General features: G+C 63.8%; 15 protein-coding genes. All 15 read right to left on the bottom strand.

Going from position 1 to position 12,524, the window contains the following annotated elements; translation table 11 throughout:
• Positions 1-12: 12 nt before the first annotated feature.
• Complete coding sequence (locus tag DFT_RS20020; protein WP_054033034.1) at positions 13-930, bottom strand: GPW/gp25 family protein; 918 nt, start codon at positions 928-930, stop codon at positions 13-15.
• On the bottom strand, positions 930-1,820 hold the full coding sequence (locus tag DFT_RS20015) for a hypothetical protein (protein ID WP_054033033.1): 891 nt from the start codon (positions 1,818-1,820) through the stop codon (positions 930-932). The genes DFT_RS20020 and DFT_RS20015 overlap by 1 nt, the downstream gene beginning before the upstream one ends.
• A gap of 12 nt (positions 1,821-1,832) precedes the next feature.
• Complete coding sequence (locus DFT_RS26850; RefSeq protein WP_235506290.1) at positions 1,833-2,735, bottom strand: DUF2135 domain-containing protein; 903 nt, start codon at positions 2,733-2,735, stop codon at positions 1,833-1,835.
• Between the two features lie 104 nt (positions 2,736-2,839).
• Complete coding sequence (locus DFT_RS20005) at positions 2,840-3,148, bottom strand: hypothetical protein (protein ID WP_020886740.1); 309 nt, start codon at positions 3,146-3,148, stop codon at positions 2,840-2,842.
• Positions 3,149-3,158: 10 nt separating this feature from the next.
• Positions 3,159-3,422, bottom strand: a complete 264-nt coding sequence (locus DFT_RS20000) for a PAAR domain-containing protein (RefSeq protein WP_011366988.1) — start codon at positions 3,420-3,422, stop codon at positions 3,159-3,161.
• On the bottom strand, positions 3,419-3,793 hold the full coding sequence (locus DFT_RS19995) for a hypothetical protein (RefSeq protein ID WP_011700612.1): 375 nt from the start codon (positions 3,791-3,793) through the stop codon (positions 3,419-3,421). The genes DFT_RS20000 and DFT_RS19995 overlap by 4 nt, the downstream gene beginning before the upstream one ends.
• A 12-nt stretch (positions 3,794-3,805) precedes the next feature.
• The gene (locus DFT_RS19990) at positions 3,806-4,855 is read right to left on the bottom strand and encodes a phage baseplate assembly protein V (RefSeq protein ID WP_054033031.1); all 1,050 of its coding nucleotides are present in this window, start codon (positions 4,853-4,855) and stop codon (positions 3,806-3,808) included.
• On the bottom strand, positions 4,848-5,267 hold the full coding sequence (locus tag DFT_RS19985; protein ID WP_027182239.1) for a DUF1353 domain-containing protein: 420 nt from the start codon (positions 5,265-5,267) through the stop codon (positions 4,848-4,850). Before DFT_RS19985 ends, DFT_RS19990 begins: the two co-directional genes overlap by 8 nt.
• Positions 5,264-5,638, bottom strand: a complete 375-nt coding sequence (locus DFT_RS19980) for a YcbK family protein (RefSeq protein WP_027182238.1) — start codon at positions 5,636-5,638, stop codon at positions 5,264-5,266. The genes DFT_RS19985 and DFT_RS19980 overlap by 4 nt, the downstream gene beginning before the upstream one ends.
• Complete coding sequence (locus tag DFT_RS19975) at positions 5,631-6,914, bottom strand: phage late control D family protein (protein WP_054033030.1); 1,284 nt, start codon at positions 6,912-6,914, stop codon at positions 5,631-5,633. The genes DFT_RS19980 and DFT_RS19975 overlap by 8 nt, the downstream gene beginning before the upstream one ends.
• A gap of 66 nt (positions 6,915-6,980) precedes the next feature.
• Entirely contained in the window at positions 6,981-7,271 is a 291-nt protein-coding gene (locus tag DFT_RS19970) for a LysM peptidoglycan-binding domain-containing protein (RefSeq protein WP_022661714.1), read from the bottom strand.
• Complete coding sequence (locus DFT_RS19965) at positions 7,268-7,738, bottom strand: CIS tube protein (RefSeq protein WP_011366981.1); 471 nt, start codon at positions 7,736-7,738, stop codon at positions 7,268-7,270. The genes DFT_RS19970 and DFT_RS19965 overlap by 4 nt, the downstream gene beginning before the upstream one ends.
• Before the next feature lie 3 nt (positions 7,739-7,741).
• On the bottom strand, positions 7,742-8,053 hold the full coding sequence (locus DFT_RS19960; protein WP_054033029.1) for a DUF7768 domain-containing protein: 312 nt from the start codon (positions 8,051-8,053) through the stop codon (positions 7,742-7,744).
• A gap of 8 nt (positions 8,054-8,061) precedes the next feature.
• A complete protein-coding gene (locus tag DFT_RS19955; protein ID WP_054033028.1) occupies positions 8,062-11,697 on the bottom strand; it encodes a phage tail tape measure protein in 3,636 nt (1,211 codons plus the stop codon).
• 143 nt (positions 11,698-11,840) lie between these two features.
• Positions 11,841-12,518: a T4 family baseplate hub assembly chaperone gene (locus DFT_RS19950; RefSeq protein WP_054033027.1), complete on the bottom strand. Its 678-nt coding sequence runs from the start codon at positions 12,516-12,518 to the stop codon at positions 11,841-11,843.
• Positions 12,519-12,524 lie beyond the last annotated feature (6 nt).

Here is a 12,524-nt window from a genome sequence, read left to right as displayed (position 1 = left end):
AGGCGGGATGCCTCAGAGCGGGCCGCGCAGTTGCCAGACGGGATTGGGCTGCCCGGAGGTGTTGTTGAGGTAGTGGGATTCCTTCTTGCCCTCGAAATAGAACAGGCCGATGCGACCAGACTCCGACGTGGTGATCCGGTGAACGGTGCCAGCGGCGTTGTCTTCCGCCTGGCTCTGGGTGTCGAAGCCCAGACCGCTCGCAGCCAGATAGAGGGAATGCTCGCTCTGGGGCGTTTCCGTTTCAGGTGCTCCCTTGAAGACCAGGTAATGGCCGTGATTGTCACCCGGATCGCTAACGATCCATTTGCCGTTGCGATCCTGATAGGCTCCCTCGATGTAGGCGACTTCGTATTCCCCGGCTGGCCAGATGAAGGAATCGTCCGGATCGGGGCTCATCTCGGCTGCGTCGAACCAGAGCAGATTGAACAGCGAGCGCACGTCCGGCGACAGGCGCACGCTGCGCACCGGCTGCGGTTCCGGCTCGGGCTCCGGCTGGGGATAGCTGGGCGCGGGATTGTTCGGGTCTTCTCTGTAGAAGGGATAGACCAGGTTGCCGTCCACCTGGCTCTGGATCACCCGGTAGGCGATATGCACCAGCAGCAGGTTGCAGTCGATGTTCAGCGGCCGGTCGTCGAAGCGCACCTCCGTGATGATCACCCGCTTTTCCCAGCGCTTGATGGCGTCGATCACGTAATGGCGCAGCAGACCCTTGAGCACCTCGTCGTTCTGTTCGAACACCAGATCCTTCAGCCTGGAGCCGAACTCCGGATTCATGAACCGTTCGCCGATCCGGGTGCCGAGGATCTGCAGGATGCTTTCGCGGATATGTTCGTGCTCCCGCGAGGTGGCGGCCGAGATCTGGGTGCCGCCGGATACCGACTGAAACCGGAACGGGTAGCGCAATCCCTTGCCGAGAAAGTCATAGCTCATCAGGTACGCTCCTCGCAGTCGATGCCGCACTGTCCCGAGCAGCCGCTTTCCGAAGTGTCGTCGTCGATAGCTTCTCCCTGGAAACGGATCACCAGATCCAGGCCGCTCTTGAGCCCCAGGTGAATGGTTCCGTCCGCCTCGATCAGCCCGCCGTGGCCGGACTTGCCGCACTGGAATCCCTTGGCTCCCCCGGAAAGCAGACGAACGGTGATGGTCTCGCCGATGCCCTCGATGCGGCCGATGCCGATGATGTCGATTGGTCCGGCCGGGTTGATCAGGGTGATGAACCGCTCCCGGTGATCGACGTCGAGACGGATGCCCTCGGGCAGATCCACCGCGAAGCGTTCCGCGCCCATGGCGGTCGGATCGATCCCGGCGGGCAGTCCGCTGATACCGGCTGCCTCCCGGGTCGCGCTCAGATAGGACTCGACCAGGGTGTAAAGGCGTCCCGGGGCAACCTCGATTGCCGTGCCGGGTCCGGGGGTGACGACCTGCTGCTCCCCTGCGTCGATGACGCAGATTCGCTGATCGTCAGTGGTCCGCAGGATCATGCCGTCGGGCAAGGTGAAGAGCCGGTTGCCGTCCGGCAGATCCCGAGGTTCGGTGCCCGCAGGCAGTTCGACGAAGGGATAGAAATCGGGCTCCGGCTCGACCTGTACCTGATCCAGATACTCCTGCGTCCTGGCCTGCTGGGCTTCCAGATAGGCCTGGGCCTGGCCGCGCATCGCCTCCGAGGCGGCGTGACCGGCCTCCAGCAGCGTGCGGATGCCGGAAAGCTCCTCACGAATGCCAGACAGGTGATCGCAGAGCGCCCGCAGCACATACTGCTGCTCGCCGGAATCGGTCTGCTCGATGGTGGCCTGCAAGTCGGAGGGTTCTTCGGAAATCATGGACAGCCCCCATTACATGCCGACATTGGCGGGTTGGGATTGATAACTCATGGCGTTGACCGGCGTCACTGTTCCGGTCGCGCCGTCGATTTCGAACACGGTCCAGACCGTGCCCGGGGCGTTGGGAACGGCGAATGTCTGCTCACGGCCATCGTTCAGGAACACTTTCACCGATGCTCCGGACTGCGCCAGGCCGGTGCTCGGATTGGCGTTGCGGTTGGTGTAGTCGTGGACCGCGTAACGGTAGACGCCGGGGATGAGCCGATGGATGGTGATGGTCTCCGGCCCGTAGGAACTGGTGTCGTCCACGTCCAATTCCGCCGCCTCGTTTTCGATGGTGTGGGAATAGAACACATGGAACCTGCCGCCGAATGGCGTCGGTCCGGTGAGATGGGAATCGAGGTCCCTGGGGTTGAGTCCCCACTGCAACACAATACGGGCGACCTGGCCGTCGAGCTCGGGCGAGAGAACGATCTGGATGTCGCCGGAGGTGTTGGGGTCGGCGTTCACCCAGCCATGCCAGGCGATGTATCCCGGCGCGGTGACCTCCACGTAATAGAACCCCTCGGGTACGGACAGCTCGAACCCGCCATAGGCGTTGGCGAAGGTCTGGTACGCAGCCGGGCCGGTTTCCGAGCGGCGGAATTCGATCAGCGCGTTGCCGACACCGCTGGTGTTGAGGGCGTTGACCACCGTGCCACTGAGGAAAACCGATGCTCCGCTGGCAAAGTCCGGGTGGTCGGCGAACCAGGACGGATCGCGGACCTCCACCAGTACATGGCGGAGGCTGTCCAGGACCGAGGATCGCCAGACCATGAGCACGGCGTTGCCGATGGTCCAGCCGCAGCGAATGACGCCATCCGGCCCGATCTCCGCGACCTCCGGATTGCTGGAGGCAAAGACCGGAGCGTCCACGTCGCCGCGCAGGGAGAGCGGAATCCGTTGCTCGAACTCGCCAGCGGAGAGGCGGAAGGAACGAGGTTGAACCTCCCAGTGGCTGAAGGCTGGCGGGGTATCCGTCATGAAGGAACCTCCACCGGTGCGGAGACGCCGCCGCCATAGACCTCGACCTGAACGTGCCGCAGGCTGAGCCGCTCGGGCGAATCCCAGACCAGAATCATGGCCGCTCCGGGAACGAAGCCGCATTCGACATTGCCGTCCTCATCGACACTGGCCACGTCGGGATTGGACGATTCGAACACCGGCGCTTCGGGCAGACCACGGATCGAGAGCGGAATGCGCTGAACGAATGGGGATCGCGAGACCCGGATCAACTTCGGGAAGACATCCCAGTAGTGCGGTTCCTGCGGCTGTTCTAGATTGTTCATGGCGTTCCCCTCAGTTGTCGATGGTGTCGGGACTGCCGGTAACGATGATGGCTCCGCAGGCGGTGATGTCGCCGATGCGGGCGTTGGGCAATCCTTCGGTGATGGTGTCGAAGCTGCCGGTCACGATGGGCGTCACGCCATGCCCCGGAATAGGACAGACGTGAAGGTCCCCCATGCGGGCCACCGGCATGCCGTTGTCCAGCGTCCGGCTTGCTCCGGTGATGATGACGCCGCCGTGACTGCTGATGTCGCCGAGTCGCGCCTGGGAGCTCATGGGTTAACCTTCAGCAACAGATGGATCAGAAAGCCGACGAGTCCACCGATGGTGCTGCCGATGGTCAACACCAGGCCGACGATCTTCCACATGGTCTCGGTCCCCATTTTGGAGCCGACCCGGGCGTGCAGCCGGTCGATCTCCTCGGCGTGCCGGTGCAGATCGGAATAGATCGAGCGAACCAGCACCTCGACGTTTTCCTTGTCCGATTTCTTCTCGATTTCACGCTCGATCTTCTCGAGGCGGTCCTGGATTTCCCGGCGATGGTTTTCGAGGATGCTGCGGAATTCCTCCCGCCAATGATCGAAAGTCCGGGCCAGCAATTCCTCGCTGGCCGAGAGTCCGGAGGGCGTTGTTGTTCTTTCTCCCATGCAATGCTTCCTTCAGGTGTTGATCAAGACAGTGTTCGTCGAGCGAATGATGATGTTTCCGGCCACCCCATCCATGAACACGAGGCTGCCGGACTTGTCGGTGGCGCTGATGCTTTCCTGGCCGGGCGCGGCGTTCATGCGCACCACCTGACCTGCCTTGTCGGTGAGCCGGATCTGTTCGGCTGCGGCGGTGGAATCGACAAGGATTTCCTGAGTGCCGTTGAGCCCCCAGATGTGAACCTTCTCCCGACCCTTGGTGGTATCGATGAGGATCTTCTGCCAGCGGGAGCGGCCCTTGTCGCACGAGAGGATGTGGACCTTCTCCTTGTCCTGCCAGGCTTCGAGGATCACCTGCTGGCGGCAGAGGTCGGTAAGCTGGATGCGGGCGCGGGAGCCGACGATCTGCGAAACGATGTCGAGCTGGTCGCCTTTCTCGGCATCCTTCGTGCCTCGCCGCAGGGCGTTGCCGCTCTGCATTTCCGGCTTCACCTTCCCTTCCATGGTGAGGATCTGTCCGGCGCGGTCGATGATCCGCAGCAGCTCGTCGCCGTCGCGGTCATCGGCCAGGATGGTGTGGCCGGTCTCGGTCTTGAGCAGGACCTTCAGGCGCGGGCAGTAATACGGCGGATGGCCGTGGTACTTCTTGTGTTCGAGATCGTCGTGCCGGTTGGCCTGATGCTCGACCTTGTCCTCGCAGTCATGGCAGAAGGCATTCGCGCAGGTGCGCTTGGATTCCTCGGGCTGTTCGCCGGGATTGCTCCTGGCCAGCCAGACCCCGGTCCAGATCGGATACTGGACGACGCCGCCCTCGAACTCGGCCCAGACCGAGGCCCCTTCCTCGGGGACCAGGAACATGCCGGTGTCGTCGTTGCCGCCGTAGGGGAAACAGGGCGCGGCCCATTCGGACCAGTTCTCCCGCCCGCTGCCGAGCACGGCGGGGATTTCCAGGCGGACCCGGCCGAGGCGTTCGGGGTCGTTGTTGTCGCGCACGAAGGCCCGGTACTTGCCGTACCAGCGGTTGCGGTAGCGCTCCTCGGATTGACGGTCGCGGGTTTCAAGCATGCTCCGCCTCCCGTTTTCGACTGGCGTCCCAGGCCAGCCATCCGCCGAGGCGAACCGCCCAATACATGACCTGGCGTTTCCACAGAGGCACGCCCAGGGCCGCCATCAGTTCGAGAAAGACGCGGTCGGCCGCAAGCCGCGAAACCTTGCCGGTGTGGTAGAGATAGTCGTGAACGACGGCCGCCGGGGAATATCGTCCCCAGGGCGGCACCACGCGCCAGAACAGGCGCGGCACCGAGGCGAAGTCGGTCTCGAACCCGGCGGGCACTTCGATGATGCGGCCAGCGCCGGTGCGGACACGGAACGGCTGGGTCAGCCTCGCGGTCATTCCATTGGGCAGGATCTCCACCCGAAGCGGTCCGGAGAGACCCAGCGCGGTGCCGGAAAACAGGGTCTTGGTTTGGGCGCTCATGACCGCCACCTCGCCTTGCCCGACTGGCGCACGTCGAGATGGACCCAGGAGGCGTAGACCCCGATGCCGCCCTCGCGGAAGAGAGGGATCTCCTCGGCGATGACCGCCAGTGCGTCAGGCGAAACGCCAGCGGGACAGCTCACGTCGGCCGCCATGCCCAGCGTGTGGAAACTCTGCTCCGCGCCGCCCACCGCCTGGTTGTGCCGGTTGCAGCGGAAGCCGCTGGTGATGGACAGCGGTTTGCCGATGCGGTCGCGCAAGGCCTGCAGGGCGTCGACCAGGTCGGGATGGACCGCAGCCGAATGGCCGCAGCAGTTCTTGCCCTTGCAGACGAATTCCGAACGGTTGAAATTCTTGCTGAGATCACCCATTGCCGCCTCCTTGTGTGACCGCGCCGGAATCCGCGTCGATGGTCACCATGGCTGGCGGCTCGTTTTGCGGCGTGGGCGGGGCCTCCCTGTCGTTGGGTTTGCCCTGGGACTCGGCGGACTTGTCGCCCGCGCCCTTGCCGAGGGCGTTCTTCTTGAGTTTGAGTTCGCAGAGATAGCCAGCGCCGCTGATGCTGTGGCGCACCGAGTGGCAGTAGTAGATGCCGGAAAACTTCCGGCCCACGCCCTTGATCTCGACGTTCTTCTTGGCGCGTAGCTGGGGAATGCCGATGGTTGCCGCATCCGCCTCGACCTGGCGCAGCTCGGCCTCGCGGAACTTGCCTTCGGCGCTGTCCTGGGCGGGCTCCTGGCGCGGCTCTTCGTGAAAGCCTTCGGAGCGGTCGAAGCTGGGCACGATCTGCCCCGTCTCCTGTTCCTTGAAGCTGCCTTCGCCGGTGTTGCCGTCGACCAGATAGGTCTGCTTGCCCAGGGCCGTCCGCTCGGGCGTACTGGCGTTGTTGGCCTTGTGCTCGACCACGTCCTTCTTGCGCGGGTCGACGCCGACCGTCTTGGTCTCGACACCCGCGCCCTTGGCTCCCTGGGATTGGGTGCTGGGGCGGAACGAGCGCAGCAGGCCCTTGGTGTCGGTGAAATATTCGAGGGTCAGAAGCGGCGTCTGGTCGAGCTCGCGGGGATGGAAATGGAGTTCGTCGTCCTGGATGTAGAAGACATAGCCGCTCACGCCGTCGCCATCGCGGTCGCGGGCCTTTTCCGCTAGCTCCTTGAGGAACTGGGCATCCGAAATGTTGCTCTGGGTGACGCGGAGATGGGTTCCCTTGGTGGCCGTGACCACCGGGGTGAGGCCGTTGGCGGCAGCGACTTGTTCGGCGATTTCCGAATAGAGGATGCCGGGAGCGGGTTTCTGCCAGACCTTCTGGTTTTCCTTGCCCGCGAGTTTGAAGCCCTTGTCGTAGGCCTTGATGCGGATGGTCGGATCGCCGTTTTCCGGGAAGTCGTAATCGATGTCCTTGATGACCGCCTTCTTGCGCGGAGAGAGGTTCCCCACGTAGCCGAAGCGGGCCACGATCTCGTTGCCTTCCTGGAACAGCGGATCGTCGACGAACTGCAGGTTACGGTCGGTCACCGACAGCTCGAGAACATCCAGCTCCTCCTCGTTGTCGGTGAAAACGAACGAGGTGATCTCCTGGGTGATGTCCTTCGAGAGGTCGTGCCCCTCGATCTGAATCAGAAATGTCGGTTTGAAGGTATCCAGATCCATGCGTCTCTCCGGCGGTTCGCAGTTCCCTGCTTACTTACCGGAAGGCATGGCGAGGTGTCGGACGCTTCAGTCGAGCAGGCGCATCTGGACGTGTTCGCGGGAGGGAATGCGCAGCGCCAGGCCCGGCTCGAGCGCCAACGGAAAAAAGAGGTCGTTGTAGTCGCAGATGATCCACCAGAGCCTGGCGTCACCCAGATAGCGGTGCGCGAGCAGATCCAGACGGTCGCCCTCGACCACGGTGTGCAGGCGGTCGTCGTGTCTGGGGGTGGTGTCGATGCGCTGGCGCATTCCGAGGGAGGTGCCGTCGCTGTCCCGGTAGAGAACGCAACGGGCGTATCGGGAATCGCGGCCGATCATGAGCGCACCTCCGACCAGTTGATGGAACGGTCCACATATTCCTCGAGGACGATGTCCACCTCGGCGCGTTGCGGCAGCAGGTTGTCCCGGTCGAACAGGCCGAAGAAACGCGCCTTCACCTGCCGGACGATGCAGGTCACGCCCGGGTAGAGATCGCCGAAAATCAGCAGCACACGGTGCGGCGCGTTCTTGAGCATGGTTCCGGCGTGTTCCGGATATTGCAGCGAGCGGAGCCAGTCGACCTTCTGTTTGACCGGCCCCTTGAACAGCTCGACCTTGAAGGCAATCCGGCGCGGTTCCCCGGCGACGTACTGGTAGCGCGGGTGGCTCATGCCGGGGATCTTGATCGTCGCGTAGTCGGTCGACTTCTCGTCGCTGATGGAGTTGGGGTTGTACTGGAATTCGAGCCGCTCCCCCGTGTCGGCGTCCACCAGATATCCCTTGATGGGCTGTTGATCCCAGGCCATTGCTTACTCCTCGGCGATCTCGAGGATCGGCTTGCCCAGTTGTCCGGCCCGGTCGAGTTCCTGCCGCATGCCGCTGGAAATGCCGTTGCCGGTGAACGCCCACACCTCGTCGCAACATTCCATGTAGGCCAGACCGCAGGCGATGCCAGTCTCCCGCTGCTCGGGGACGCTGTCATCGGTGAATGTTGGATACAACAGGTGCGGCGCGAACGGCGCGTGACCGTTTCTCATGACCCGTCGGCAAAGCGCCTCTGCGACCTTCACGTTTCGGGCTATGTCACCCGCGAACGGGCTGCAGACAAAGATGCGTTTCATCGGTCCTCTCAAAGTGTTTCGTAGTTTCTGATCTTCCGCTCCCGAAGATCCTTGTAGACGGCCTCGGCCACCTTCCGGCCATCGATGTTGGTGGTCACGCTCAGTTCCACCGGGCGGTCGGCCAGACCATCGAGGCGCGAGAGCAGCGATTCCAGAAGCTCGCGCAGACCCGGACCGGCGTCCTCTCCCCACAGGGGTGTCGCGGGAGCGGTGCGGGCCGGAGTAATCAACCGTTCGGAAGGCACCGTCTCGGCGAGTCCGGATTGCAGGGGCTTCGCTATCGGAGTCGGAGCGGCCGTTATGGGCCGCTCGATCCCGGCCGGAGCCAGAGAGGCGTCTCCCTTTTCCAGTGCCGGTTCCACCGCGAACGGCTGGATATAGCTCTTACTTACCGGCTCGACGGCCGCCGCGACGGTCTGCACGGTACCGTTCATCGGTTGCGGAGGCGGCGCGGCCGTGGCCATGACCGGCTGGAGCATCAGCATGGCGCTGAGGGCCTTGGGCACCAGGCGCTCGTCCAGACGCGGCACGAGACTGAGCACGCTTTCGATGATGCGTTGGCCAATCGATTCGGCGGGCGGCGCAGCTCCGAGCGGTTGCTTCTGCTCGGCCACCTGCGGGACCGGTCCTTGGACTCCCAGCATGGCGCGAGCGGAGGACAGTAAACCGTTGGCAATCCCGGCGCTGCGATCCTTGATCGCCTGAATGCCCGCGCTCGCGCCGCTGGAAAGCCTTTGCCAGAGGGATTGCCCTTCGGTACCGGTACTGGCAAAGATTCGGCCCACAGCCCCGGGGACGGCAGACAGCGTGGCAACGATCCGGTCACGGACAGTGACGGCTCCCGTGGCCAGCGCGTCCCAGGTATTGACCTGGGGCGGCTTGATCGCCAGCTCAGGTGTGTCGCCAAACAGGGATTGTTTGAGACCGCCGAAGATGGCACCGGCCTTGGCCGCGACGGATTGAGCCCCGGAGGTCAGACCGTCCCAGAGTTTTCCGGCCATCCGGAAAGGAGCCGAGGCGGCGTCCATGAGGTTTCCGCCTGCCGTTTTGATCTGCTGCCAGGCTCCCGCAGCGGCCGAGAGAATCCCGCGAGCGGCGAAGCCGAACACTTTCGCGGGCAGCGTCTGGGTAAGGCTCATGCCGTCGGCGAGGGTTTTGAGCAGCGCGGAGCCGGAGGCGGTCAGGCTGGCGAGCGGTCCCTCGCGGGCGTCGGAAAACGGCAGCAGATTGCGCAGCTTGCCCAAGGCGTTCTTGAGCATGGTGAAGGGATAGGTCACCGCCGACCAGATCCCTTCACCCAGGGTGATCAGTAGCTTCTTGCCCGCCTCGAAAAAGGTGGTGTCCCCGGCGAAGAAGGAGCGCACGGTGGCAAACAGATCCCGCAGGGTGCTGATGATCGGCAGATTCAAAATCGCCTGGCCGATCTGCCCGGCGGCGTCGGCCACCAGGCGTCCGATGGAGGTGAAGATGCCGGAAATGAAATTCCAGACACCGACCACCACATCCCGCGCCCATCGGAACGGGGTGGCAAGAAAATCGTAGACAGCGCCGCCGATGGCCTTGAGACCGTCCAGCAGGGAGATGTCGCCGGTCAGCACCTGCCAGACGGAATAGACGATCTTCCCGGCGGCCATGAAGGCCTCGCCGATCATGCGCACGGGTAGCAGTAACTTGTAGATGAACTTGGCCGCTCCGACCAGGGACCCGACGATGATCTTGCCGACCCAGACCACGCTGCGCACCACCACCGCCAGGGCTCGGACGATGAGCGACAGGTTCCAGGCCACGATCTTCAGCGCGAATGCCAGCCCCTGCAGAAGCACACCGGCGACGGTGCCGATAACCGTGCCGAAGGTGCGCCAGGACGACCCGTCGGTGGCGCTGGCGGCCACGCCGAAGATCTCCACCACCGAAAAGATCGCGCTGGCCAGCGCCGCATAGGCGCTCATCAGGGTGCGGACGGTCGGTTCGAGGATGGCGCGGATGCGGCCAAAGGCATGGGAAAACGCGCCCCACAATCCGGCCAAGGCTTCGCGAACGCGATAATAGGCTTTGAAGACGGTGACCACGAAGCCCAGCAGTCCGGCGGATTCGAGCTTATGGGCCAGTTCGGCCGACATCTGCCCGACGCCGCCGCTGAGCGAGCCCACCAGCTCCCTGATCCCCCGGAAGACCAGCGAGACCTTGTTCCAGACCCCGGTGATGACATCCTGGATGCCGCCGAAATTGGTTTCCCAGGCGCGTTTTAGCAAATACACCGAGAGGATCACGCCAGCGATAATCGCGGTTACGGGCAGAAAATAGGTCGCGACCGCCGAACCCACTCCGGCGAGCGCGGCGCTGATGGCCACGAACCCGGCCTTGATGGCGGGCAGCATGAGTCCCACCATACCCACGGCGGCGGTGACGGCTCCGGCCACAACCAGAATGGTGCCGAGGGCCATAGACAGCCCCAGGACCACCCGGGTCACGCCCGGCATTGATTTAGCCATGCGTTGCAGAAACAGAATGAAGCGGGAGACGCCGTTGATCACCGGCGTCACCGCCGGTAGCAGAGTGCGTCCCAGGATTTCGCTGAGGTTAGCCACCTGCTGGCGCAGGAGCAGGAACCGGGCTCCGATGTCCTGGTTCATGGCGTCGGCCATCTGTTCGGTGACCGCCGTGCCGGTCTTCATGGCCCGGCCCACCGACTGGATATTGCCTTCGAGGCTCTCCATGCCCGCCGACATCTGCAGCAGGAACTTGACCGCCTCGTCGGAGCCGAAGGCCTTCTTCAGCTTCACCTGGGCGGCGGCGTTGGAGAGATCGGGGAACTGGCGCTTGATCTCCTGCAGGATGGGAACCACGCCCTTGAGGCGGCCGCTGGTGTCGGTGAAGGACAGGCCCAGCTCGTCACCGGCCTCGGCCGCCTTCATGATGAACGCCTTGTACAGCGTGCCCGCCTCGGAGCCGGGCATGGTGGTCTGGAGCTGGCCGAGCACGGCGAGCTGCTCGTTCAGGGGAATGTTGCTCGCGGCCGCCACCGCGCCGATGTTCTTGATGGCGTCGGCCATCTGGGTGCCGTTGGTCTTGAACGAGGCCACGGTCTGCGCCATGGCTCCGGAAAAGGCGGTCGCCCATTCCATGTCGTTCATGTCGGCCATGATGGGCTTGAAGATCCCGTAGGCCGTGGTGAAGGTGCCGACCATCTCCTGGGTCGTGGCCTTGGTGGCCTTGGCCGTCATGGCGGCCATGGAGGTGAAGACGCCCACCGCCTCGTCGCTGAGGTTGGACAGGGCCGATTTCACGTCGTAGGTGGCGGTGATGAACGCCGCCTTGTCGGCACCGGACCACTGGTTGGTGAAGGATTCTGCGGCGTCCTCGATGGCCCGGAGGTCCTGCACGCCGAGGGACGCCAGCTCTCCCAGGGCCTTCTGGGTCGCGGCGGTGGAAGCGACCAGGGCGGCGGGCACCGCCATCAGGGCCAGTCCCGCCCCCAGCATCATGGTCCCTTGCTGGATGCGGTCCAGGTTGCGGGTCATCCGCTCACTGGCATCCGCCACGGTGGAATCGAGGTCCATCATGGAGCCACGGATGCGCTGCGCGTTCTGCGAGAACGCATCCTTCATCGATACCACTATGCCCAGTCCGAGATCGCCGTTCATCTATCGCCGTTCCGTTTGCTCACGTTCAAAATCAAGCTGCCGCTCGAGGGCCTCGACGAACTGACGCCGGACCCTGAGCGGCAGCGAGCGGGTTTCCGACCAGCCCCAGTGCAGTCCGCCGTAAGCGAGAAAGAATGCGTCGCTTACAAGCGAACTCCGGGGAACAAAAAAGCCGGTTCGGCCTCCAGGCGGGTGCGGATCTTGGTGCCGCAGCCATCGCATTCGGTTTCGACCGAGGTGTCGATTCCCGCGTCGACCCGCGACATCTCCTGCCGCAGCGCGTTGCGGTCGCGCATCGACATTTCCGCCAGGCTCTTCTTGGAGGGAGCCTTGCCGTCGATGTCGAGGATGCGGATGAGCATGGCCGAACTGATGTTGGGCTCGCGCAGGCTGGCCAGGCGCTTTTCCTTGTGGCCGTCGAGATATCCGAAGCGGACGGCTTTCTTCGAGCCGGGCAGCTTGAAGACGAACTCGCGCTCCTCGCCGTAGGGGGTGACCTTGAGATCCTCGAGATTGACGGTCACGAAGTTAGTCATGCGGCAGGCGCTGTTCGGGCAGCTCAGCTCCAGTTCCACCTCGTCACCGAGGGAAATCTGGCGCAGGCGGACCAGGGCGAACAGCCGGTCACCCGAGAGCAGGTTCATCACCTCGGCGAGATCGGGATCGGTCTTCTCGCCCAGCCGGACGAAACAGTTGCGGAGCACCTGGTTGATCGCCTCTCCGGAGCGGATCAGGCGCTGGTTGGTGAGCAGTTCTTCCTCGGTCCCGGTCATTTCCCGGAGCTCGAGTTCAGTGCCGCTTGGCAGTTCAAAGCTGTACATGGTCGA

This window comes from Desulfatitalea tepidiphila (assembly GCF_001293685.1).
Taxonomy (GTDB): Bacteria; Desulfobacterota; Desulfobacteria; order Desulfobacterales; family Desulfosarcinaceae; genus Desulfatitalea; species Desulfatitalea tepidiphila.
This window is presented reverse-complemented; position numbering and strand designations above follow the sequence as displayed.

Excerpts from the sequence above, each read along its gene's own strand:
- DFT_RS20020 (WP_054033034.1), bottom strand. The coding sequence starts at position 930 with ATGAGCTATGACTTTCTCGGCAAGGGATTGCGCTACCCGTTCCGGTTT.
- DFT_RS20015 (WP_054033033.1), bottom strand. The coding sequence starts at position 1,820 with ATGATTTCCGAAGAACCCTCCGACTTGCAGGCCACCATCGAGCAGACC.
- DFT_RS20005 (WP_020886740.1), bottom strand. The coding sequence starts at position 3,148 with ATGAACAATCTAGAACAGCCGCAGGAACCGCACTACTGGGATGTCTTC.
- DFT_RS20000 (WP_011366988.1), bottom strand. The coding sequence starts at position 3,422 with ATGAGCTCCCAGGCGCGACTCGGCGACATCAGCAGTCACGGCGGCGTC.
- DFT_RS19995 (WP_011700612.1), bottom strand. The coding sequence starts at position 3,793 with ATGGGAGAAAGAACAACAACGCCCTCCGGACTCTCGGCCAGCGAGGAA.
- DFT_RS19990 (WP_054033031.1), bottom strand. The coding sequence starts at position 4,855 with ATGCTTGAAACCCGCGACCGTCAATCCGAGGAGCGCTACCGCAACCGC.
- DFT_RS19985 (WP_027182239.1), bottom strand. The coding sequence starts at position 5,267 with ATGAGCGCCCAAACCAAGACCCTGTTTTCCGGCACCGCGCTGGGTCTC.
- DFT_RS19980 (WP_027182238.1), bottom strand. The coding sequence starts at position 5,638 with ATGGGTGATCTCAGCAAGAATTTCAACCGTTCGGAATTCGTCTGCAAG.
- DFT_RS19975 (WP_054033030.1), bottom strand. The coding sequence starts at position 6,914 with ATGGATCTGGATACCTTCAAACCGACATTTCTGATTCAGATCGAGGGG.
- DFT_RS19970 (WP_022661714.1), bottom strand. The coding sequence starts at position 7,271 with ATGATCGGCCGCGATTCCCGATACGCCCGTTGCGTTCTCTACCGGGAC.
- DFT_RS19965 (WP_011366981.1), bottom strand. The coding sequence starts at position 7,738 with ATGGCCTGGGATCAACAGCCCATCAAGGGATATCTGGTGGACGCCGAC.
- DFT_RS19960 (WP_054033029.1), bottom strand. The coding sequence starts at position 8,053 with ATGAAACGCATCTTTGTCTGCAGCCCGTTCGCGGGTGACATAGCCCGA.
- DFT_RS19955 (WP_054033028.1), bottom strand. The coding sequence starts at position 11,697 with ATGAACGGCGATCTCGGACTGGGCATAGTGGTATCGATGAAGGATGCG.
- DFT_RS19950 (WP_054033027.1), bottom strand. The coding sequence starts at position 12,518 with ATGTACAGCTTTGAACTGCCAAGCGGCACTGAACTCGAGCTCCGGGAA.